At 68.9% G+C, this 22,418-nt stretch carries 21 protein-coding genes; 13 read left to right on the forward strand and 8 right to left on the reverse strand.

The window, feature by feature from the left end:
- Window positions 1-7: 7 nt before the first annotated feature.
- Complete coding sequence (locus LTT66_RS33470) at window positions 8-967, reverse strand: aldo/keto reductase (protein WP_043692142.1); 960 nt, start codon at window positions 965-967, stop codon at window positions 8-10.
- Between the two features lie 286 nt (window positions 968-1,253).
- Here LTT66_RS33470 and LTT66_RS33475 point away from each other — a divergent pair, with 286 nt between their 5' ends.
- The 7 genes from LTT66_RS33475 (at window position 1,254) to LTT66_RS33505 (ending at window position 7,445) form a co-directional block, all read left to right on the forward strand.
- Entirely contained in the window at window positions 1,254-2,183 is a 930-nt protein-coding gene (locus LTT66_RS33475) for an undecaprenyl-diphosphate phosphatase (protein WP_195068939.1), read from the forward strand.
- 16 nt (window positions 2,184-2,199) lie between these two features.
- On the forward strand, window positions 2,200-2,955 hold the full coding sequence (locus LTT66_RS33480) for a histidine phosphatase family protein (protein WP_233062499.1): 756 nt from the start codon (window positions 2,200-2,202) through the stop codon (window positions 2,953-2,955).
- Window positions 2,956-3,028: 73 nt separating this feature from the next.
- Entirely contained in the window at window positions 3,029-3,613 is a 585-nt protein-coding gene (locus tag LTT66_RS33485; RefSeq protein ID WP_039798216.1) for a DUF3090 domain-containing protein, read from the forward strand.
- 4 nt (window positions 3,614-3,617) lie between these two features.
- Window positions 3,618-4,427: an SCO1664 family protein gene (locus LTT66_RS33490; RefSeq protein ID WP_233062500.1), complete on the forward strand. Its 810-nt coding sequence runs from the start codon at window positions 3,618-3,620 to the stop codon at window positions 4,425-4,427.
- A gap of 84 nt (window positions 4,428-4,511) precedes the next feature.
- Window positions 4,512-4,934, forward strand: coding sequence for a hypothetical protein (locus LTT66_RS33495; RefSeq protein WP_233062501.1), 423 nt, complete (start codon window positions 4,512-4,514; stop codon window positions 4,932-4,934).
- A 146-nt stretch (window positions 4,935-5,080) separates the two neighbouring features.
- A complete protein-coding gene (gene mshC / locus LTT66_RS33500; protein WP_233062502.1) occupies window positions 5,081-6,319 on the forward strand; it encodes a cysteine--1-D-myo-inosityl 2-amino-2-deoxy-alpha-D-glucopyranoside ligase in 1,239 nt (412 codons plus the stop codon).
- Between the two features lie 46 nt (window positions 6,320-6,365).
- Window positions 6,366-7,445, forward strand: a complete 1,080-nt coding sequence (locus LTT66_RS33505) for an MBL fold metallo-hydrolase (protein WP_233062503.1) — start codon at window positions 6,366-6,368, stop codon at window positions 7,443-7,445.
- On the opposite strand, the gene LTT66_RS33510 is transcribed toward LTT66_RS33505, so the two are convergent.
- Window positions 7,429-7,614, reverse strand: a complete 186-nt coding sequence (locus tag LTT66_RS33510; protein WP_233062504.1) for a hypothetical protein — start codon at window positions 7,612-7,614, stop codon at window positions 7,429-7,431. The two genes, LTT66_RS33505 and LTT66_RS33510, sit on opposite strands and share 17 nt — an antisense overlap.
- An 874-nt stretch (window positions 7,615-8,488) precedes the next feature.
- Here LTT66_RS33510 and LTT66_RS33515 point away from each other — a divergent pair.
- The gene (locus LTT66_RS33515; RefSeq protein WP_043692161.1) at window positions 8,489-9,037 is read left to right on the forward strand and encodes a TetR/AcrR family transcriptional regulator; all 549 of its coding nucleotides are present in this window, start codon (window positions 8,489-8,491) and stop codon (window positions 9,035-9,037) included.
- Window positions 9,038-9,047: 10 nt separating this feature from the next.
- Here the strand turns inward: LTT66_RS33515 and LTT66_RS33520 are convergent, their stop codons facing one another.
- The gene (locus LTT66_RS33520; protein ID WP_233062505.1) at window positions 9,048-10,904 is read right to left on the reverse strand and encodes a Na+/H+ antiporter; all 1,857 of its coding nucleotides are present in this window, start codon (window positions 10,902-10,904) and stop codon (window positions 9,048-9,050) included.
- 127 nt (window positions 10,905-11,031) lie between these two features.
- Between LTT66_RS33520 and LTT66_RS33525 the strand changes: the two genes are divergently transcribed.
- The 4 genes from LTT66_RS33525 (at window position 11,032) to LTT66_RS33540 (ending at window position 15,980) form a co-directional block, all read left to right on the forward strand.
- Window positions 11,032-11,934: an alpha/beta fold hydrolase gene (locus LTT66_RS33525; protein WP_233062506.1), complete on the forward strand. Its 903-nt coding sequence runs from the start codon at window positions 11,032-11,034 to the stop codon at window positions 11,932-11,934.
- A 78-nt stretch (window positions 11,935-12,012) separates the two neighbouring features.
- Window positions 12,013-12,624, forward strand: coding sequence for a TetR/AcrR family transcriptional regulator (locus tag LTT66_RS33530; RefSeq protein WP_233062507.1), 612 nt, complete (start codon window positions 12,013-12,015; stop codon window positions 12,622-12,624).
- A gap of 147 nt (window positions 12,625-12,771) precedes the next feature.
- On the forward strand, window positions 12,772-13,743 hold the full coding sequence (locus LTT66_RS33535; protein WP_233062508.1) for an enoyl-CoA hydratase/isomerase family protein: 972 nt from the start codon (window positions 12,772-12,774) through the stop codon (window positions 13,741-13,743).
- Window positions 13,740-15,980 (forward strand): molybdopterin-dependent oxidoreductase, encoded by a 2,241-nt coding sequence (locus LTT66_RS33540; RefSeq protein ID WP_233062509.1) that lies wholly within the window; start codon window positions 13,740-13,742, stop codon window positions 15,978-15,980. Before LTT66_RS33535 ends, LTT66_RS33540 begins: the two co-directional genes overlap by 4 nt.
- Window positions 15,981-16,283: 303 nt before the next feature.
- Here LTT66_RS33540 and LTT66_RS33545 read toward each other — a convergent pair whose 3' ends face one another.
- Window positions 16,284-17,093 carry an alpha/beta fold hydrolase gene (locus LTT66_RS33545; RefSeq protein WP_233062510.1) on the reverse strand — a complete coding sequence of 270 codons (810 nt, stop codon included), beginning with the start codon at window positions 17,091-17,093 and terminating at the stop codon, window positions 16,284-16,286.
- Between the two features lie 59 nt (window positions 17,094-17,152).
- On the opposite strand from LTT66_RS33545, the gene LTT66_RS33550 reads away from it, so the two are divergent.
- The gene (locus LTT66_RS33550; RefSeq protein ID WP_233062511.1) at window positions 17,153-17,551 is read left to right on the forward strand and encodes a MerR family transcriptional regulator; all 399 of its coding nucleotides are present in this window, start codon (window positions 17,153-17,155) and stop codon (window positions 17,549-17,551) included.
- Window positions 17,552-17,845: 294 nt separating this feature from the next.
- Here the strand turns inward: LTT66_RS33550 and LTT66_RS33555 are convergent, their stop codons facing one another.
- From LTT66_RS33555 to LTT66_RS33570, 4 genes are all read right to left on the reverse strand, one after another.
- A complete protein-coding gene (locus tag LTT66_RS33555; RefSeq protein ID WP_233062512.1) occupies window positions 17,846-20,059 on the reverse strand; it encodes a molybdopterin oxidoreductase family protein in 2,214 nt (737 codons plus the stop codon).
- Window positions 19,959-20,732, reverse strand: a complete 774-nt coding sequence (locus LTT66_RS33560; protein ID WP_332909654.1) for a GNAT family N-acetyltransferase — start codon at window positions 20,730-20,732, stop codon at window positions 19,959-19,961. The genes LTT66_RS33555 and LTT66_RS33560 overlap by 101 nt, the downstream gene beginning before the upstream one ends.
- Before the next feature lie 144 nt (window positions 20,733-20,876).
- Complete coding sequence (gene yczE / locus LTT66_RS33565; RefSeq protein ID WP_408638703.1) at window positions 20,877-21,518, reverse strand: membrane protein YczE; 642 nt, start codon at window positions 21,516-21,518, stop codon at window positions 20,877-20,879.
- 140 nt (window positions 21,519-21,658) lie between these two features.
- Window positions 21,659-22,405: a peptide deformylase gene (locus tag LTT66_RS33570; protein WP_233069488.1), complete on the reverse strand. Its 747-nt coding sequence runs from the start codon at window positions 22,403-22,405 to the stop codon at window positions 21,659-21,661.
- Window positions 22,406-22,418: the final 13 nt, after the last annotated feature.

Here is a 22,418-nt window from a genome sequence, read left to right on the forward strand (position 1 = left end):
ATCTGCGTCACTCGGCGCGTGCACTGACGTCGTCCAAGGCGGCCGCGATCGCCCGCGGCAGTTCCAACGTCTCGGCGGCCAGCACGCCCGTGAGCTGCCCGATGTCGCGGGCACCGACGATCATGCTCGCGATGCCCGGCCGGTCGCGGATCCAGGCCAGCGCCACCGCCAGCGGCGAGGTACCCAACCCGTCCGCGGCGGTCACCAGCGCATCCACCACCCGGGTGGCGCGGTCGTCGAGACCGTTGCGGATCTCCGCCGCGGTCGCTTCGTCGGCGCCCCGCGAATCGGCGGGAACACCGTCCCGGTACTTACCGGTCAGGATGCCGCCCGCCAGCGGCGCCGAGGCGATCACCCCGACTCCGTGATACCGCGCGGCCGGCACGACGTCGGCCTCCGCGCCCCGCGCCAGCAGCGAATACGGAGTCTGCGCCGCGGTCACCGGCGCGACCGCCGCCAGGCTGGCCAGCTGCCAAGCCCCGAACCCGCGCACCCCCGCGTAACGCACCCGGCCCGACCGCACCGCCTGCTCCAACGTCGAGGCGACCTCCTCGAGCGGCGTCCTCGGATCCCAGACCCCGACATTCCAGATGTCCAGATGATCGGTGCCGAATTCCAGCAGCGTACGATCCAGTTGCCGCAGCAGCGCCCGCCGCGACGTGTCCACGGTGACCTGCACCGCTCCCGGCACTCCCGCGGCGGAGAACTCCCACGGCGCGATGCCGGCACACCCGCTGAGCACCACGTCGTCCCGCGAGACCAGATCCCCGAGCAGCTCGGCCAGGATCCGCTGCGCGGCGCCGCCCGCGTAGGCGGGGGAGGTGTCCACCAGCGTGCCGCCCGCCTCGACGAACGCCACCAGCTGCCCTGCGGCGTCCTCGGCGTCGGTGTGCGAACCCCAGGTATGGGTCGCCAGGCCCATCCGCGACACCCGCAGGCCGCTGCGGCCCACCGTCCGCTGTTCCATCACCGTGTCCGCGCTTTCGTCACGGCGCCAAGCCTAGAGTGTGGATACGCGACTGGGCGCCCACCAGCACCGTGGGTCGCGCACTTCGGTGAGCGGGGAAACCGCGCCACCCTCGCGAACCCGGCAGCGGCGGCAGCACCACGGCCGGGCACGCCACGGCGGCCTCGACACTGTACTGTCGCTGCGTGATTGGGGCGGCGGTCACGCGGACATGACCGCCCGCCGCACCAATGCGCAGGTAGCAACATGTATTTCAAGTGGAGGATGGTTCGTGATCGGTGAGTCGATGACCTGGGTGCAGGCCTTGGTGCTGGGTCTGGTGCAGGGGCTCACGGAGTTTCTGCCGATCTCCTCCTCGGCGCATCTGCGCATCGTGTCGTCGGTCTTCTTCGGCCAAGACGCGGGCGCCTCGTTCACCGCGGTGACCCAGCTGGGCACCGAGGCCGCGGTGCTGGTGTACTTCGCCAAGGACATCTGGCGGATCGTGTTGGCCTGGTTCGCGGGTCTGCGCGAGCAGGTGAGCGCGCGCGGTCGCCAGGAGCTCCCTCTGCACGATCAGCCCACGACGAAACTGCCGGTCATCACCGCCGACCACACGCGCGTTCTGGACCAGCGGGCCCAGCGCGACCTCGACTACCGGATCGGCTGGTATGTGATCATCGCCACCATCCCGATCGGTGTGCTGGGGTTCGTGTTCAAGGACCAGATCCGCACCGGCGCCCGCAATCTGTGGCTGGTGTCGTTCATGCTGATCTTCTTCGCCCTGGTCATCGCCGCCGGTGAGTACTTCGGCCGCAAGGAACGCTCGATCGAGCAACTCACCACCCGCGACGGTCTGGCCATGGGTTTCGCGCAGTGCCTGGCTTTGATCCCCGGTGTCTCGCGCTCGGGAGCGACCTCGACCGCGGGCCTGTTCCTGGGCTTGGAGCGCGAAGCGGCCGTGCGGTTTTCGTTTCTGCTCGCCATCCCCGCGGTGACCGCCTCGGGCCTGTTCAGCCTGCCCGACGCGTTCGAACCCGCAGGTGAGGGCCTCAACGCCAGCGGGCCGCAGCTGCTGGTGGCCACGGTGCTGGCGTTCGTGGTCGGCTACGCGTCGGTGGCGTGGCTGCTGCGTTTCGTCGCACGGCATTCGCTGTACTGGTTCGTCGGCTACCGCGTCGCGCTCGGCGCGATCATCATGGGTCTGCTGGCGGCGGGCGTAATCTCGGCGACATGATCGCTAGGCTGACCGCATGACGGTGATCCTGCTGCGGCACGGTGTGTCGACCTCGAACACCGCCCGCACCCTGGCCGGTCGCAGCACCGGCGTCGAGCTCACCGAGCGCGGCGAGGAGCAGGCGAGGACCGTGGCCGAACGACTGGCCGGGCTGCCGATCGAACGGATCGTGCACTCCCCGCTGCTGCGCTGTCAGCGCACGGTCGCCCCGCTGGCCGAAAAGTTCGGGCTGGAGCCGGTTTTCGACGACCGCCTGCTCGAGGTGGACTACGGCGAGTGGACCGGCCGCCCGCTCGCGGAACTGGTGGAGGAACCGCTGTGGAAGGTCGTGCAGCGGCACGCCTCCGGCGCGGTGTTCCCCGCCGGTGAGGGTTTGGCGCAGGTGCAGGTGCGCGCGGTGGCCGCCATCCGCGACCACGACCGCGCCCTCGCCGAGCAGCACGGCCGCGACGCGTTGTGGGTGGCGTGCACGCACGGGGACGTGATCAAGTCGATCCTCGCCGACGCGCTGGGCATCCATCTCGACGGTTTCCAGCGGATCGTCGTCGAGCCCGCCTCGATCAGCGTCGTGCGCTACACCCCGACCGCACCCTACGTGTGGCGGCTCAACGACACCGGCGCCGACCTGTCCGCCCTCGCCGCGACCGGCCGGCAACGCCCCGCCGGCTCGGCGGCGCCGGGCCCGGAGGCCTCCGGGCCTGTTCCCGGTGGTGAGCTCGGCAATACCGGAAGTGCGGATAATGGGAATGCGGAGCGCCGAGATTCCTTGTAAACAACCGAGCGGTCGTTGTATGGAATCCCCGCGCCGCGGGTAGTCGATCAGGGTCACGTATCAGGAGGTGCATGTGTCACGCGCAATCCATGTATTCCGCACCCCCGATCGTTTCGTCGCCGGGACCGTCGGTGAGCCGGGCGATCGCGCGTTCTACCTGCAGGCCGTGCAGGAACCGCGCGTGGTCAGCGTGCTGCTGGAAAAGCAGCAGGTGAAGGTGCTCGCCGACCGGATGGGTCTGCTGCTGGACGAGGTCGCGCGCCGTTTCGGCGCGGAAGTGCCCCCGCAGGCGGAGGATGTCAGCGACAACGCGCCGCTGGTCACCCCGATCGACGCGGAATTCCGGGTCGGCACCATGGGCCTGGGCTGGGACGCCGACGCGGGCGCGGTGGTGGTGGAACTGCTGGCGATCACCGAGACCGAGGTCGACGAGTCGGTGGTGCTCGACGACACCGAAGAGGGCCCCGACGCGGTGCGGGTGTTCCTCACCCCGATCCAGGCCCGGGAATTCGCGCTGCGCTCCACCCGGGTGATCGCGGCGGGCCGCCCGCCCTGCCCGCTGTGCGGCGAGCCGCTGTCGGCCCGCGGGCACATGTGCGTGCGGACCAACGGCTACAAGCGCGGCGACATCTTCGGCGCGGCCGAACTAGAGGAGTGATTCGGTGGCCGAGACCGGGGACGGATTCCACAGCGGCGAGCTGACGGTGATCGGGCGGGTGAACACCGCCAGCAACGTGACCCTGGTCTGCGACGTACGCGGCCCCGCCACCGACGACGCCCCGCTGCGGGTGGTCTACAAACCGATCCGCGGCGAACGACCGCTGTGGGACTTCCCCGACGGCACCCTGGCCGGGCGTGAGGTGGCCTCGTATCTGATCTCCGAAGCGATCGGCTGGGGCGTGATCCCCGAAACCATTGTGCGCGAGGGCCCTTTCGGCCCCGGCATGGTGCAGCGCTGGGTTGTCGGCGTGGACAACCACACCGACCTCGGCAACCGGCTCGACCTGATCGATCTGTGCCCCGCCGGAGCGGTACCCGAAGGGTTCTGTGAGGTCCTGCGCGCGGTGGACGACATGGGCAACGAAGTGTCCCTCATCCACGCCGACGATCCGCGGCTGCAGCGCGTGGCGGTGCTGGACGTACTGCTCAACAACGCCGACCGCAAAGGCGGGCACGCGCTGGAAGGACTCGACGGACAGGTCTACGGCGTCGACCACGGCATCTGCTTGCACACCGACCACAAACTGCGCACGGTGCTGTGGGGCTGGGCCGGTCAACCCATCGGCGACGGGCTGATCGCGGATGTCACCGCCTTCGCCAAGCAGCTGCCCGGCACCTTCGCCGACACGCTCAGCAGGCACATCACCGACACCGAGATCGACGCGTTGATCGAGCGCACCCAGCACCTGCTCGACGAACCGGTGATGCCGCTGCCGCGCACCGCGCGCCCCATCCCGTGGCCCGCGTTCTGAGCGCCACCACAACCGATGCCGCGGCACGCGATCGCGGGCACAGTGGAAGCGGGAAACGCTCGGCGCGACGACGAGGAGGACGCGATGACCCACGCCCCCGGAGACCCCGCGGCACCGACGGTGCGGATCGTCGTCGGCGCGCCCACCTACCGCATCGCGTTGCACTACGTGCACCTCTATGACAAGAAGCCGTACCCCGACGCCGACCTGCACCTCTACGACAACGGCGTCTACTGGCTGCGCTCGGAGGGGGAGAACCACTTCGGGGTCTACGTGCTCACCGAGGGCTCGGTGGACTCCGGGCGGTTCACCATCCGGTTCATCTCGTTGCCTTCCCCGGACTGGGGCGATACGGTCGCATACCACGAACTCGAGTTCGACGTCGCGCGCGGCGAATTCACCCAGATCGCACTCGCCGACACCGACCCCGACATCCCGGATCTGGACGGAACGTTCGCGATCACGCCCAACACGATCGCCGATCCCACCCGCCGCACCGGCGGCTGATTCAGCCGATTCAGCGAAAACCGAATTATTGACATCCCACGAATCGCTCGAAAACGCAGGTCGCGGCGGGCCGGGCGCACCGCGCGGCGGGCGAGGGCACCGGGCCGGGGACGGATGATCCCCGCCACACCTTTACCCTCGTAAGCATGCAGTCCTGGTCCGATACCGCCCTCCCGACCGTCCCTGGAGCAGGACCGCCGTTGCGGTTGTACGACACCGCCGACCGTCAGGTACGTCCGGTCACCCCCGGCGCCACCGCCACCATGTACGTCTGCGGCATCACGCCGTATGACGCCACTCATCTCGGGCACGCCGCGACCTACCTGACCTTCGATCTGGTCAACCGGCTCTGGCGCGACGCCGGCCACGACGTGCACTACGTGCAGAACGTCACCGATGTCGACGATCCGCTGTTCGAACGCGCGGCCCGCGACGGCGTCGACTGGCGCGACCTGGGCGCCGCGGAGACCGATCTGTTCCGCGAGGACATGTCCGCGCTGCGGATCGTGCCGCCTCGCGACTACGTCGGCGCCGTCGAATCCGTCGACGAGGTCGTCGAGTTCGTGCAGAAACTGCTGGCTTCCGGCGCGGCCTACATCGTCGAGGACGCCGACTACCCCGACATCTACTTCCGCGCCGACGCCACCGAGCAGTTCGGCTACGAATCCGGCTACGACCGCGACACGATGGAGCGGCTGTTCGCCGAACGCGGCGGCGACCCGGATCGTCCCGGCAAACGCGACAGCATCGACGCGCTGCTGTGGCGCTCCGCGCGTCCCGGCGAGCCGTCCTGGCCTGCCCCGTTCGGCGCGGGCCGCCCCGGCTGGCACATCGAGTGTTCGGCGATCGCGTTGAACCGCATCGGCCCGGAGTTCGACATCCAGGGCGGCGGCAGCGACCTGATCTACCCCCACCACGAATACTCCGCCGCGCACGCCGAGTCGCTGATCGCCGGGCGCCGCTTCGCCCGCCACTACGTGCACGCCGGCCTGATCGGGCTGGACGGGGAGAAGATGTCGAAGTCGCGCGGCAATCTCGTGCTGGTCTCGGCCCTGCGCCGCCAGGGCGTCGACCCGGCCGCCATCCGGCTCGGACTGCTGGCCGGCCACTACCGCCAGGACCGGATGTGGACCGATGCTCAGCTCGAGCAGGCGCAGCGTCGCCTGGCGCTGTGGCGCGAAGCCGCCGCACTGCAAGCAGGACCCTCCGCCACCGACACCGTCGCCCGCCTGCGCCAGCACCTGGCCGACGACCTGGACACCCCCAAAGCGCTCGACGCCGTCGACAACTGGGCCCGCCAGGCCCTCGACTACGGCGGACGGGACACCGACTCGCCCGCGCTGATCGCCACCGCCGTGGACGCGCTGCTGGGCATCCGCTTGTAGCCGCCCGCCTCTTGCCCGTATCCGCCGCGCGTGATGGGGTAGCGGCGTGTGCAAGCTTCCCGGACCGGGCCTGTCGGGTCCCCGCGGCAAACTGGCGGCCCTCGCGGCCGGACGATTGCGGCCCGCCGCCGAGCCCGCGGATCCGCGGACGATCGCGGCCCGCAGGCGTTTCTTCGGCCCCGACACCGTCGACGCCGCTACCGGTGCGCTGCGCACGGACCGGGTCGTGCTGTCCTGGGTGGGCTGCACCACCTACGCGATGGCCATCGGCGGTTCGGTGTTCCTGCTCGACGCGTGGGTGCCGCGGCTGACCAGCACCGGCTACGTCCCGGCGACGCCGCAGGAGCTGGTGGACCTGGCGCCCGCAGCGATCTTCATCGGTCACGGACATTTCGACCATGCCGGTGACGCGGGCCGGATCGCGCAGGCCAGCGGCGCCACCGTGCACGGCACCGCCGAGCACTGCGCGGCGATCACCGCGCAGCTCACCGACGCGGCGTTCCCGACCGTGCAGCACGGTGACGCGGACACCGCGATCGGCGCCCGCGCGGACTGCACCGTCGGCGCGGTCGAGCTCACCGTCATCCGGCATCTGCACTCCGCACGCACCCCACCCGACCCGGTCAGCGGATCACCCCGCTTCTTCCCCCGCCCGGAACCGGGCGTCGTACTCGCCCACCCGCCCACACTGAGCGGACTGCTGCAAGGGCTACCGCGACTGCGCGACCCCGAGGGCGGGGTGCTGCTGTATCAGTTCCGGGTGCCCGGTTTCTCCCTGGTCTGGCACGACTCGACCGGGCCGCTCACCGAGCGCGCACCGCACGTGTTCGACGTGCTGGCCGCGCTACCGGCCACCGATGTACAGATCGGCGCGGTGCAGGGCTACAACCAGATCAGCAACGGCCTGCGCGACCCCCGCACCTACATCCAGGCCCTCGCCCCGGCGGTGTTCGTCCCGTCCCATCACGACAACTGGCTGCCCGGACTCACCGCGAGCGCGGCGAGCTACGACCCACCGCTGCGCGCGGAGCTGGACAAGATCGCCGCGGCGCGCCGCCCGGAACTGCGCGCCCTGCACGACCCCGCCGACTATGTGCGCCCGCAGCGACTCACATTCCCGCTGTGAGCGCGTCCGCGCCTGCGACACGTCCCGCGACTGCGGTTCGTACACGGTCCGGGGCAGTTTCCTCGGCGTAGAGCAGCGCGATCTGTTCGGCGTATTCGGCCGCGATCGGCGCGCGCCGCAGCTTCATCGTCTCGACGAGCACGCCGCCGCCGAACCGCTTGTCCGGCAAGAGGATCGGTGGGTCCGGTCGCGCGGAGTCCGGCGTTACGGCTGGCTTACCTGCCCGGAGGCGATGAGTTCCCGGGCAGGTCGCGAGCTACTCGGCCGCGCGGGTGCGAATCAGCCCGCGCTGCCGCTACCGGCTTGGAACACCACCGTCAGAAGATCGGCGAAAACCGTCAGTAATTCCACGATCACTCCATATTCGTCGGAAACATGAAGTCAGCAGCGTGTACGACGCGATGGTCTTTCTCGTGAACGACGAATGAATAATCAGGTGCAAGCCCTATTCGTTCAGCGGTGCGCGTCCCGGATTCGTTCGCCGTGCCAGCACCCGCACCATTGTCGTCCCACCGTGTCCGAACTGGGCGTTTACGCCAGTGCGGGCCGGTTCGGCAGCGCGGTGCGACGAATGCATTATTCCGCTGATCGGACTGCGTTTCGCCGCCGATCGAATCACCGGGCCGGAAAGGAATCCGGCGTCGCGGATCGTCACACCCACATGAAGCGAAAATTCTTGGGCTGCAGCGATTTGCCGGAGAATTGACTCGGAAGTGGCGATCGCATTCCCTGGTTGGTCGGCGCCGCGACGGCAGTGGCGTGCAGGGTGTTCTTGCCCGTGCCGAGGGTGCCGGAATCCTTGCCGCCCAGCGGGGCCGGCAGGGGAGGGCGGTCTCGGTGACGGCGCCTTCGGGCGTGGTGGCGCCGACGATGTGACGCGGCTGTCCGATCGGTCATGGGCACTACGTATTGCAGCAGGTAACAGCTACCGGAGCGTCTTCTCGGGGTACGCATCGGTACTTCCCGAGCTCGGTCCGGCCGACGCTACGATGGGGTACTGTTCGGTCCCTCCCCCCTGACCGAACGAAGAGAACGGCGCACGTATGTCACGAGTGGTCACCAAGGAGCAGTACTTCGACACCGGCTTGGCAGTGCTCGCCGAACTCGGCTTCAAAGGTCTCAACATCGGTGTGCTGTGCCGGCAGCTCGGCGTCACCAGCGGGTCGTTCTACCACCACTTCGGCAGCTGGCAGGGGTTCGTCGACGCCCTGCTCGAGCACTGGGAGAACCGCCAGGTGCGCATCCTGGGCACCATGCCGTTCAACAAGGGCAACCCCGACGACGACATCCGCGCGATGTCCGACCTCGCCGCCGGGCTGCACCACGCCGCCGAAGCCGCGATCCGGGCTTGGGCGGCCAACGACGAATCGGTCAACCTCGCCCTCAAACGCGTCGACGAATCCCGCAGACGCACCGTGCACAAGGCGGTCAAAGGGATCGTCGGCGACGACGACACCGCCGCCGTGGTCACCTCGCTGGGCATGGCGATGCTCGTCGGCTACCAGCAGATCGCCGCGGGCGGGGAGAACCTGTCGCTGGACCGGCTGCTGGCTGAATACGCGCGACTGATCTACTCCCACGCCCAGCGCTGAGTCCGCACCGCTACCCGAGCAGTTCGTCGACGAAGCACCAGCGCCACGCCTCACCCGGCTCCACACTGCGCATCACCGCATGGCCGCTTCCGGCGTAATGCTTGCTCGCGTGATTGCCCGGCGAAGAGTCGCAGCAGGCGACGTGCCCGCACGACAGGCACATCCGCAGATGCACCCAGGACAGCCCTTCGGCAAGGCATTCGGCGCATTCGTCGGGTCCGGTGTGCGCACGCACCAGCGGCGCGTCCCGCAGATGCGCGCAGACGTCGTCGGCCACCGTGACGGCCAGCGGTTCGACACGCTCCTCCTCGGCCTCGTCGAAGCGGTCGATGATCGACTCTTCCAAGTCCAGCTGCGCCAGCACGTGTTGCAGGATCTCGTAGTCCACGGTGCCCGAATCCCGCACCCGCAACACTGTTTCCCGTTCGGCGCGCAACATCGCCAACCGCAGCCGCCGGTACTCCGCGGTGGGTGTCACCAGCTCCGACTCCGCGCGCCCGAGCCGCTCCCAGGCGGCGTTGGCCTTCCACAGGACCCGATCGCGCAACGTCTGCACCACTGTGTCCGGGGTGTCGGGCGTGACCTGCTGCTCGAGTGCCGCCAGACCGGCCGCGGTGGCCTGCTGCAACAGGTTGGCCTTCTGCAGCGCATCCTCGGCGCGGCTGGGCGCACGCAACCGCAGCCATCGCACCAGCCACGGCAGCGACGTCCCTTGCAGCAGCAGCGTCCCGCCCACCACCACCAGCGCCAGCAGTTTCAGCACGGCCAACTGCGCGGTGTCCTGCGGTAGCAGCAACACCGCCGCCAACGTCACCACACCCCGCATCCCCGCCCAGGACACCACTACCAGATGCCGCACCGGCACCGCCTCGCCGTTGCCGAGACTGCGCGACAACAGCGCCGAGCCGAAGACCCAGATCGGACGCGCCAGCATCGTCGCGGCCAGCACCGCCAGCGCCGTCAGCACCAGGGTGGCGTGATCGAGATCGCTGTGCCACGCACCCTCCACGATCGCGCGAACTTGCAGCCCGATCAGGACGAACACGGCACTTTCCAGGATGAACTGGATCGTGCGCCAGTTGATGCGCTCGGCGATGCGGGACGCGGCGCTCTGCCAGGCCGGCGCGTTGTGGCCGAGGATCATGCCGCAGGTGACCACCGCGATCACTCCCGAGGCGTGAATGCCCTCGGCGGGCAGATACGCCGCGAACGGCGCGAGGAACGACAACGTGGTGTCCATGACCGGATCGGTGATGCGGCGGCGCAGCATCGCCAGCACGTACGCCACGACGATCCCGATCGCCGCGCCACCACCGGCCGCCAGCAGGAAGTCCGCACCGGCCTCCCACACCGACACCGCGCCCAGCGTGGCGGCCAGCGCGGTACGCAACGCCACCAGCGCGGTCGCGTCGTTGAACAGCGACTCGTCCTCGAGGATCGTCACGATCCGCCGCGGCATCCCGATCCGCCGCGCCACCGCCGTCGCGGCCACCGCGTCCGGCGGAGCCACCACCGCGCCCAACGCGACGGCGACCGGGAACGGCACCTTCAGCAGCCACCACACCACCACTGCCACCGCGAACGTCGTGAACAGGACCAAACCGACCGAAAGCAACGCGATCGTGCGCACATTCGCCCGGAAATCCACCAGCGACGTGCGGATCGCGGCGGTATACAGCAAAGGAGGCAGGAAACCGAGCAGAATGATCTCCGGCTCCAGGTGGATCTCCGGCACGAACGGCAGATACGACGCCGCCACACCGCCCACCGTCAGCACCAACGGTTCGGAGACCCCGAACCGACGCGCCAGCGCCGCCAAGGCGGCCGCCGACGCGATGAGAACAACCAGGCCGATCGCGACATCCACGGTGGAATTCTCGCAGAGCGCACGATCGGCAAACGGCCCGCGCGGTAGATGACACGTGCGCGGTCGACGGAACTACTGTGCCCGGCGCGATCACGCGCCATGCTTGTCGACGACAAGGAGGTAGAACATGGAGGAGTTCGCGTCCTGGCGGGCGAACGGACGACGCCACACTCATCGCGGCCACCAGATCTTCTGGCGCGACGGAGGCGGTGGCACCGACGGGACGCTGGTGTGCATCCACGGATTTCCCACCGCGTCCTGGGACTGGCATCGGATCTGGCCCGGTCTGTGCGAGCGATTCGCCCGGGTCATCGCGCCGGACATGATCGGTTTCGGCTGGTCGGCGAAACCACGCCACTACGACTACGGCATCGCCGACCAAGCCGACATCCACGAGAACCTGCTGCGGGAACAGGGCATCAGCCGATACCACATCCTCGCTCACGATTACGGCGACACCGTCGCCCAGGAACTGCTGGCCCGCGACGCCGAACGCCGCGCCGCGGGCGACGAATCACTGACGGTGGAATCGGTGTTCCTGCTCAACGGCGGCCTGTTCCCCGAGGCACACCGCCCGCGCCTGGTGCAGCGGCTGCTGGCCGGCCCGCTCGGCCCGCTCGTCGGCGTGCTGGGCACCGAGCAGACCTTCCACCGCAGCCTGGCCGCGGTGTTCGGGCCCGATACCCGGCCCGCCGGCGCCGAACTCCACCAGTTCTGGCTGCTGTGGTGCAGCAAGCACGGAAAACGCAACGGCCACAAACTGATCCGTTACATGGCCGAGCGCCGCAAGCACCGGCAGCGCTGGGTGGGTGCCCTGCAGCAGGCCCAGGTGCCGGTCCGGCTGGTCGACGGAACGGCCGACCCCGTGTCCGGTGGGCACATGGTGCGCCGCTACCGCGAGCTGATCACCGACCCGGACGTGGTGGAGTTGCCGAGGATCGGCCACTACCCGCAGCTGGAAGCACCCGAGCAGACTCTCGCGGCGCTGCTGGAATTCCACGGCACCCGGGTGCACAAGCCCACCGCGTGACCGCTTGCTGTCGTCGCGGACCGGCTGGCCGGTCCGCGACGACAGCACCTTCTATGGCGGGCGCCATAGTATGGCGGTATGGCAACGACGCGTCGATCCCGCAGCGCCCAGACCCCACGTCCACCCAGGGGCGAAGCACGGCAGCGCATGATCGACGGCGCGATCGACTCCCTCCGCGTGCACGGCGCCAGCGCCACCAGCGTCGACCGGGTGCTGGCCGCCACCGGCGCGCCACGCGGCTCGGTCTACTACCACTTCCCCGGCGGACGCACCGAACTGATCACCGACGCGGTCAGCACGGCGGGGAAGCTGATGTCGGACTACATCGAGCGCCTGGCCAGAGACGACGAACCCGCCGCCGCGCTGGACCGCTTCGCCGCGATGTGGCGGCGCACCCTGCTCGACAGCGATTTCCGGGCGGGCTGCCCGATCCTCGCTGTCGCCGTCGAAACCAACGACGAGGCCCCGGAGTTCGCCCATCTCGCCGCGGAGATCTTCCGCCGCTGGCAGCAAGCGCTCACCGGAATGCTGACCCGCCACGACGTACCGGCCGACCGCGCGGACCGCCTCGCCACGCTGACGGTGGCAGCGTTCGAGGGCGCCATCGCGCTGAGCCGCGTCCACCGCGACATCACACCGCTCGACGACGCGGTCGCCGCGTTGCGCGAGCTGATGCCCGCCGCGCGCTGAGGCCCCCGACGTGCACCGCGTCCGCCCTTGACACACCCATTATGGTGAATGCCATAGTCGGGAACAGGCCGCGCCACCCCCGAATCACCCTCGCGCGGACACAGTCTCGCCTTCCGACCGCTGACATGCGCACCGAAGGAGCCGCCGATGCCCGCCGCCGATCTCCACCTGGAAACCATCCGACTCGAACGCACCGGGCGGGTACTCACCGCGCGCGTCGTCGCACCACCGTTGAACTTCGTCACCACCGCAGTCGTCCGTGACCTCGACATCCTCACCGCCGCGGTCGACGCCGACGACACGGTCGGCGCGGTCGTGCTCACCGGAGGACTACCCGGCCGCTTCCTCACCCACGCCGACCCCGCCGCCCTCAGCGGCATGATCGAACGACCACACCCCTTCGTCCCCGCCCGCGCCGCGGCGCCGTTCCTGCGCGCCGCCGCGGCCGCGCTCCGCGTGCCCGGCGCCACCCACCTCGTCGAACGCCACGGCGGAGGCCTCGGCGCCGGCCTGGTCTGGGGCCACCGCTGGAAACGCACCACCCTGCGAATGAACCGCTCCGGCGTCGCCTACCTCGCCGCCGTCAACGGCCCCGCGCTCGGCGGCGGCCACGAGATCGCGCTGGCCTGCGACCTGCGCTACGCCGCCGACGCCGACCACGTGCGCCTCGGCCAGATCGAGACCCTGGCCAACCTCATCCCCGGCGGCGGCGCGACCCAACGCCTCACCCGCCTGCTCGGCGCCGCCAAAGCCATCGAGGTCACCCTCGAAGGCACACCGTTCACCGCCCGCGAAGCGTTGCGCCTCGGCCTGGTCCACCGCGTGCTGCCCGCCGAGGACCTGCTCACCGAAACCCAGGCAACGGCCGCACGGCTGGCCGCACGCAACCCGGTCGTCGTCGCCGAACTCAAACGCGCCGTCTACTTCGGCCCCGACAAATCCCTCTCCCGCGGCCTGGACGCCGAACAGGCCGGATTCGTCTCCGTCGGCACCACCGCCGCGGCCGCGCGCACCACCAAAGCCTTCTTCGAAGACCTCGACCGGCTCGCCGACACCCCCTTCCTCGCCGACCCGCAACCGTGGCTGGACGGCACCCGCGTCGACCAGGTGAGCGAATGAGCACCCCCGCGGCCACCGGAACGTGGCACAAGACCGCCTGCATCCTGTGCGAGAACAACTGCGGACTGCTCATCCAGCTCGAGGACCGCCGCTTCGCCAAGATCCGCGGCGACAAAGACCACGTCGCCTCCGCCGGCTACACCTGCAACAAGGCGCTGCGCCTGGACCACTACCAGAACGGCGGAACCAGGCTCACCACCCCGCTGCGCCGCGAACCGGACGGCACCTTCACCGAAATAGACTGGGACACCGCTATTTCCGAGGTCGCCGCCCGACTCACCGCAGTCAAGGACACCTACGGCGGCGACAAGATCTTCTACTACGGCGGCGGGGGACAGGGCAACCACCTCGGCGGCGCCTACAGCACCGCCCTGCGCCGCGCCCTCGGCAGCCGCTACCGCTCCAGCGCCCTCGCCCAAGAGAAAACCGGCGAAGGCTGGGTCGACGCCCATCTCACCGGCGGCCACACCACCGGCGACTTCGAACACGCCGAAGTCGCGATATTCCTCGGCAAGAACCCCTGGCAGTCCCACGGCGTCCCCCGCGCCCGCACCATCCTGCAACAGATCGCCAAAGACCCCGCCCGCACCATGATCGTCATCGACCCGGTGCGCACCGAAACCGCCGACCTCGCCGACATCCACCTGCAAGTACGTCCCGGCACCGACGCCTGGTGCCTGGCCGCCCTGCTCGCGATCCTCGTCCGCGACGACCTCCTCGACCAAGCCTTCCTCACCACACACACCACCGGATCCGACACCTTCCGCGCCGACCTCGCCCACATCGACGTCCCCGCCTACGCCGACATCTGCGGCATCCCCGAAGACCTGCTGCGCAGCACCGCCCACCGCATCGCCGCCGCCGGAAGCGTCGCCACCTACGAAGACCTCGGCGTCCAGCAGAGCCCCAACAGCACCCTCATCTCCTACCTGAACAAACTGCTGTGGCTGCTCACCGGCAACTTCGCCAAACCGGGTGCCATGCAACCACATTCGTGGATGGCGCCGCTGGCCGGCTACAGCCGCCAGATCAAACGCAGCCCCGTCACCGGCGCACCCATCCTCGGCGGCATGCTGCCCTGCAACACCATCGCCGAAGAAATCCGCACCGACCACCCCGACCGGTTCCGCGCGATGATCATCGAATCCGCCAACCCCGCCCACTCACTGGCCGACTCCACCGCATTCCGCGAAGCACTGCACGCCCTCGACCTGGTCGTCGTCATCGACATCGCCCTCACCGAAACCGCGCGCCACGCCGACTACGTCCTGCCCGCCGCCAGCCAATTCGAGAAATGGGAAGCCACCTTCTTCAACCTCGAATTCCCGCACAACACCTTCCACCTGCGCGCCCCCGTCCTCGACCCGCTCCCGGGCACGCTGCCCGAACCCGAGATCTACGCCCGGCTGCTGCGCGAACTCGGCGCCGTCGGCCGCGGAAAACTCGCCCTGCTACGCACCGCCGCGAAACTCGGACGACGCGCCTACGCCTGGACCTTCGCCGCCCTGCTGGCCACGGACAAATCCCTCGGCGGCCTGGCCCCCTATCTGCTGTACGAAACCCTCGGCCCCACCCTGCCCGACAACGCCCGCTCCGCGGCCGTCCTGTGGGCACTGGCCCAGCGCCTCGCCAAGGTCTACCCGGCCGCGATGCGCCGCGCCGGACACCGCGACGCCGACGCACTGTTCGACGCCATCCTCACCGGCCGCTCCGGAGTCACCTTCACCCTCGACGACTACGAGCACGCCTGGGACTACCTCCCGCACCCCGACAAACGCATCCCGCTGGCCATCCCCGAACTCCTGCACACCCTGCGCGAACTCCCCACCACACCCGCCACCCACACCACCACCGAATTCCCGTTCGTCCTCGCCGCGGGGGAGCGCCGCTCCTTCACCGCCAACACCATCTTCCGCGACGACACCTGGCGCCGCCGCGACCCCGAAGGCGCACTACGGCTCAACCCCGGCGACGCCGCCCGCCTCGGCCTCGCCACCGGCGACCGCGCCCGCATCACCACCCGCCGCGGCAGCGCCGTGGCCACCGTGGAAACCAACGACCGCATGCAACCCGGCCACGCCTCCCTGCCCAACGGCCTCGGCCTGGACCTGCCCGCAGGCACCGGCACCCGCCGCACCGGCGTCGCTGCCAACGAACTCACCGACCTCACCTGGCGCGACGCCTTCGCGGGCACCCCCTGGCACAAACACGTCCCCGCGCGCATCGAACCCGCCTGACCACCGGTGACCGCTCTACTTGCCGAGGTGCCGGTAACAGCGGGGCGGGGTAGCGTCGAACTCCGCGGCGATGAGCTCGACGCTGTAACAGCGCGCGCCTCGCTCGTCTTGCTCGTCGTAATGTCGAGCCCGCTGCACCTGTCGCGCACCGGGTTCGGATTTTCCGGTCGGTCGGCGCGTCCACGGGCTCGAGGCAGCGGCGAGGCCGTTGTTGCCGTACACCCGGGCCTCGGGCGGCCCTGTGGAGGAACTCGGCGGCAGTCCGGCGGGGTGGGACCGCCGCCGACGTGAGTGCTGCCGGAATCAAGGACGACTGTCGCGGAGGAAGTCGCGGATGAGGACCGCCCACTCCTCCGGCCGCTCGATGAAGGGCAGATGCCCGGTGGCGATCTCCGCGTAGCGCGCGCCGGCGATGGCGTCGGCGAGTTGGCGGTGGTGATGCGGCGTGACGAGCTGATCGAGCGTGGTGGAGATGACGAGGGTCGGCACCGCGAGCGCGTCGAGGTCGGCCCGGACGTCGACGTGGTCGATGAGCAGATCGAGATGCTCCGGCGTGCCGGGCGGAATCGTGGCCGCAGTGGTCGCGATGGCGGTGTCGAGGTCGGTCTGGGCGACGACGTCCAGAGCCGATGCGCTGAAGCCGATCAGGGCGATGAAGGCGGCCAGGTGCTCCAGGTCGCCTGCGCGCAGCAGGTCGCGCCAGAGCTGCGCCGCCAGCAGCAACCGCGGGTTGGGATAGGCGAAGCCCGCGGTGAGGACCAGGGCGGTGACGCGGTCGGGGTAGCGGGTGGCGGCACGGATGGCGACCGGGCTGCCCAGCGAGTACCCGGCGATGGCGAAGGTCTCCACGCCCTCCTCGACGGCGGCGGCGACCAGCTCGTCGGCCAAAGCGTCCAGGGTGAGCGGTGCATCGGCGCGCTCGGTGCGGCCGGTGCCGGGATAGTCCGGGCCGACGACAGTGTGGTGTTCGGCCAGCGTGCCCATGATGGGGCCATAGTTGGCGTCGATGCCACCGCCGGCGCCATGGGCCAGCAGCAGGCCCGGACCGTTGCCGCGCACGACGCGGCCAAGACTGGAGGTGGGCAGAACAGTGGACGTGGTTTCCTCGATCATGACCGCTACGCTAAAGTCTCACATCAGTGTGAGAGTCAATGCGGCGAGGTAGAGGTCACATGCGCATCGGAGAGATGGTCCGCCGCACCGGAGTGAGCGAACGGCTGCTGCGCTACTACGAGGAGCACGCACTGTTGGCGCCGATGAGACTGCCCAGCGGCTACCGGGTCTACAGCGACGCGGACGTGAACACCGTCCGGCGCATCCGCACCCTGCTCGCCGCCGGTCTGTCGACCGCCACCATCGCCCAGGTCCTGCCATGCGTCCGAGACGACGGCCCGAACCTCGCGCCCGTATGCTCCGACCTGGTGGCACAGCTGCGCCGAGAACGCGAGCGCATCACCCACTCGATCGAGCAACTGCAGGCGTCGCAAGGCATCCTCGACACCGTGATCGCCGCCGGACCGGCCGACGCCGATCCCGACGCCACAATCCAGCAGCCATTGCCGGGACGCTGATGCGAGGGAGACGGTAGGGCATCGGCCGCCCGCCGTCCCCCGACCTGCCGACCGAGTGCGCTCAACCACATCGAGGTGGGCGGAAGAATTCCGGCCAGAAGCGCGGCCGGAGTTCGGGACTCGGTGAGCACGCCCATCCGTTCGGCGTCCCATACCTGCGGCGAGCGGCCTGCCCGGCCCGCACACCGCTCAGCGGCGCCGCCCACATCGGCAAAGAACGCCGCTTCGCCTACTCACACCACAGTGCACCCAGTAAGACCGGTGATCCAGCCAAGCCGGCACACTCCGCCACCGTCAAGCAGTCGGCGCGGGCTCGCGCTCGCTGACCTCGACCTGCTCGCCGGAGTCGACAGCCGCCCGAGTCACCGTCACCCACGTGTTGTTCACCGCCGCCGTCCCCGAAAACGTGTCCGTCAACGCCGGATCGTGCAGCAGATTCACATTCGCCCCCGGCAACGACGCCGCCACCGTCCACCCGACACCGGGCTCCTGATGCCCCCACCCGTGCGGGATCGCGACCGCTCCGGCCCGAATATCGTCACTGACCTCCAACGGCACCACAATCGACCCGGTCCGGGAACGCACCGTCACCGGCTCACCATCCCGCAATTCCCGCGCCGCCGCATCGTCCGGATGCATCAGCGCGGTGCAACGATCGCGCCCCTTCACCATCGACGGCACATTGTGCAGCCATGAATTGTTGCTGCGCAGATGACGGCGACCGATCAACTTCAAGTCGTAGCCCTCGGCCGGCGTCGTCAACGCCTTCCCCTGCTGCGCGTCCGCGAGCACATCACGCGCGGCGGCCACGAAATCCTCCGGCGCCAGATGCACTTTCCGATCCTTGGTACCGAGCAGCGAACGCAGCCGCGGCCGCAGCGGTCCCAGATCGATGCCACCGGCCGCCGCACGCGCCTTCGCCACGGTCAAACCCTTGCGGCCCCGCCGCAACACCCCGTACGGACCCGCCGCCACCCCGAGCGCGGCGATCCGCACCGGACTGACCCGATCGAACAACCCATTCAGCACCCGCGCGGTGAACCGGCGAGCCGGCAGCGGCACCATCTCGGTGATCAGCCGCGCCATGATCTGCCAATCCTCCAACCCGTCGGCGGGCGGCTCGAACACCCGCGCGTCGAAACGCAGATTGTTGCGCACACTGAACACCGGGAACAGGATGTTGACGTCCTCCCGCTCCAACGGCGAAATCGGCGGCAGGATGATGTCCGCGTGCCGCGTTGTCTCCGTGACGTACATGTCCACGGCCACATAGAAATCCAGCGAATCCAGCGCCGCCCCCAACCGGCCCCGCTGCGGCGTCGACAACACCGGATTGCCCGCATACGTGATCATCGCGCGGATCCGTCCCGGCCCCTCGGCCAGGATGTCCTCCGCCAATGCCGCCACCGGCAACTCCGAACGGAACGACTTGTAGGTCCCGGAACGATCCGTCCACGCCCCGTACCCCATCGGCAGATACTTCCCATACCGTGGCGCATCGATCGGCGGCGTCGCGAACATCTGACCACCCGCCCGATCCAGATTCCCCGTCACGGCGTTGATCGTGTTCACCAACCAATGCGTCAACGTACCGGTCACCTGCTGACACACCCCGATCCGCGCGTACAGCACCGCCGAGGACGCCGCCGCGTGCTCCCGGGCGAGCCCGCGAATCGTCTCCGCGTCCACTCCCGCGTACGCCGCCATCCGCTCCGGAGACGCCTCGCTCACCAGCGCACGCAACCGCTCCCAGCCGGTGCTCGACGCGCGAATCGCGTTCTCGTCACACAAACCCTCGGCCACCAGCACATGCAGCATCCCCAGCAGCAGATACACGTCGCCACCCGGAGCCACCGAGACATGCTCATCGGCCAGCCGCGCCGTCTCCGTGCGCCGCGGATCGATCACCACGACCTTCCCACCGCGCCGCCGCACGTCCCGAATCCGCTGCTTCGCATTCGGCATCGTGGTCACCGACCCGTTCGACACAGCCGGATTCGCGCCCAGGATCACCAGACGATCGGTCCGATCGATATCGGTCACCGGCATCAGCACATTCGAGCCGAACATCCGCCAAGCGACGAACTCCTGCGGGAACTGATCGATCGAGGACGCCGAGAAGAAATTCCGGGTCAACAGCACCGCCCGCAGCATCCCCGCGTACAGCACCGACGAACTGTGCGCGGCCGGATTACCGAGATACATGCCGATCGCGCTGTGCCCGTGCTCGCGACGCACCTTCCGCAACCGCTGCCCGATCTCCCGGAACGCCTCCTCCCACCCGATCGGCTCGAACGACGAACCCACCCGCCGCACCGGCGTCCGCAACCGATCCGGATCATGATGCAACCCACCCATCGCCGTCGCTTTCGGGCAGATGTACCCCTTCGACAGCACGTCCTGCGGATTACCCTCGATCCGCGTCACCTGATCGCCGGAGACCGTGACGAGAATTCCGCAGTGTGCCTCGCACAAGGTGCACTGCCGGGCAATGGTGGTAGCACTCATGAATTTTCACCTTCTGCCGGATCGCTTCCCACAGGCTAACCGGGACGCCCACCTTCCGTACAGGTCTGTATGTCGGACGGATCCGGGCGTGCACATGCATGTCGTGCCACCCGTCCGCGTGCAACGCGGCGCCGCACTTGACACCTTCCAGCGCGAATCCCGCCTTCACCGCCGCACGACATGACGGCAGATTGTGCACCGAATGCAGCACCTCCAGCCGATGGAAACCCACCTCGAACGCCCACCGGGCCACCCGATCCACCGCCGCAGGCGTCACACCGCGGCCCCGCCACTGCGGAGCGGTCCAATACGCGATCTCCGAGACCCCCTCGGACGGCGACATGTTCCGCAACGCGACCCGCGCTGCCACCACGTCATCAACGACGACCGCCCACTGCGGACCGGAACCATTCGTCCATCCCGCCCGCCAGCGCGCGATCAACTCCAGAGCCTCGGCTTCGGAGTCCACACTGCGAACATGCCAGCGCTGTATGTCCGGATCCTGGTAGACGGCGCGAACGACAGCAGCGTCGGCATTCGACCAAGGCCGCAACAGCACTGCCGCACTCCGCAGTGCGGGCTGAGGTCCCGCGGCGAACACCTCGGCAGCGACCACTTCGGGCAGCAGAGCAGACACACCCGGATTGTCCCCGGGCCCGCCGACCGCCGCCACGAAATATTCGAGACTGCCGACCGTTTCACCGACGATGCAGCCACCCTTGATGCATCAGGTCCGACATTCCGATCTGCGACAACTTCGTCACGGTGACAACTCAGCATTCGGTCGCGGAGAACCAGCAGGGGAGCGTGCCACCGGCTACGTGCTCGCAACCTCGGCGACGGCACCGGCCGCGGGTTCCGGCCTCGGTGACTCGAACCCCGGCAGAAAGCGGTCGACCGCGGGAATCATCAGGTGGATCAGCGGGCCGATACCGAAGGCGTACACCAGCGTTCCGATGCCGACGCTGCCGCCGAGGACGAACCCGGTCGTCAACACCGCCACCTCGATCGCCGTGCGCACCACCCACACCGACTTGCCGGTTCGCCGGACCAGTCCAGTCATCAGTCCATCCCGCGGCCCCGGCCCCATCCCGGCACCGATGTACAGCACACTCGCCACCGCGTTCAGCACAACAGCGGCGATCATGGCGCCGACCCGCACCGCCAGCAGATCCCACGACGGCAGCCACGCCAACCCCGCGTCGACCGACAACGCGATCACCACGACATTGCTCACCGTCCCCAACCCGGGCACCTGCCGCAGCGGAATCCACGCCAACAGCACCGCGACGCCGGTAACCGCCGTCACAGCGCCGAAACTGATCGGCACATGCCGCGCCACGCCCTGATGGAACACATCCCACGGATCCAACCCGAGCCCCGCCCGCACCATCACCGCCATCGACAACCCGTACAACCACAACCCGACATACAACGCGATCAACCGACGAACCAGCACCCATCCAGCGTGCCCACAACGAAGTCCCGGAAAAAGGGCCGCTTGCGGGGTACTGGACCGCACATGGGAGCCGAACACCGCCCCGGCGAAGCTTCATACCGAGCAACCCACCGACAGCGTCGCCCTGACGCACCGTGCGATCAACCAGTCGGCAAGTCGCTCAGAGCGGGCATCACGCTGGTATCGATGCCTTCCTTCTCGAGAAGTCGGTACACTCTGTCGTGCTCATCGCCAACGAGGCGCTGGACATACTCGATGCCGTCGAGGTGGTCCAACTCATGCTGGAGAACTCTCGCCAGCAGTTCACTGGCGGCGATTACCACCAAGTCGCCCGAGGGAGTCCACGCTCGCAGCAGGATTCTGCGGGGCCGAACCACGGTGGCCGAGCTGCCTTCCACCTGGAGCGATAGGCATCCCTCGCGATACTCCCAGCAGCCACCGCGAGAAATCAGTTCCGGATTGACCAGCACGTCGGGAGCGATCTGGGGGAGTGCATGCGCCAGCGCCCGAACCCGCACCCCGACTTGATTGGCCGCCAGCCCGATACCGCTCGCCTGCCGCATGATCCGACGCAAGTGCTCACCGAACTCCTCTACCAATTCGGTCAACTCGCCGACTGGCGTGGTGGCGCAGTGGATGGCCGGGTAGCCGACCGGTACCACGCCTTGTTTCGCCCACGCCGATTGCGCCGTCGAAGGCCAGCGGTTGTCGATGAGTTCGGTCGCCAGCCGCGCTCCGGTCAACGCTCCATCGATCAGCTCCCACCGCCTGGCGACAACCTGCCTGCGCAGTGTTGCTCGCTGGCTCACCGATAAGGGGAACCGGCGCCCGCAACTACACGCGGCGTAGGTCAGCGGTATCGCCTGTCCCGGCGACTGAATCAACACCTTGTTCAATGGA

This window comes from Nocardia gipuzkoensis (assembly GCF_021183645.1).
Taxonomy (GTDB): Bacteria; Actinomycetota; Actinomycetes; order Mycobacteriales; family Mycobacteriaceae; genus Nocardia; species Nocardia abscessus.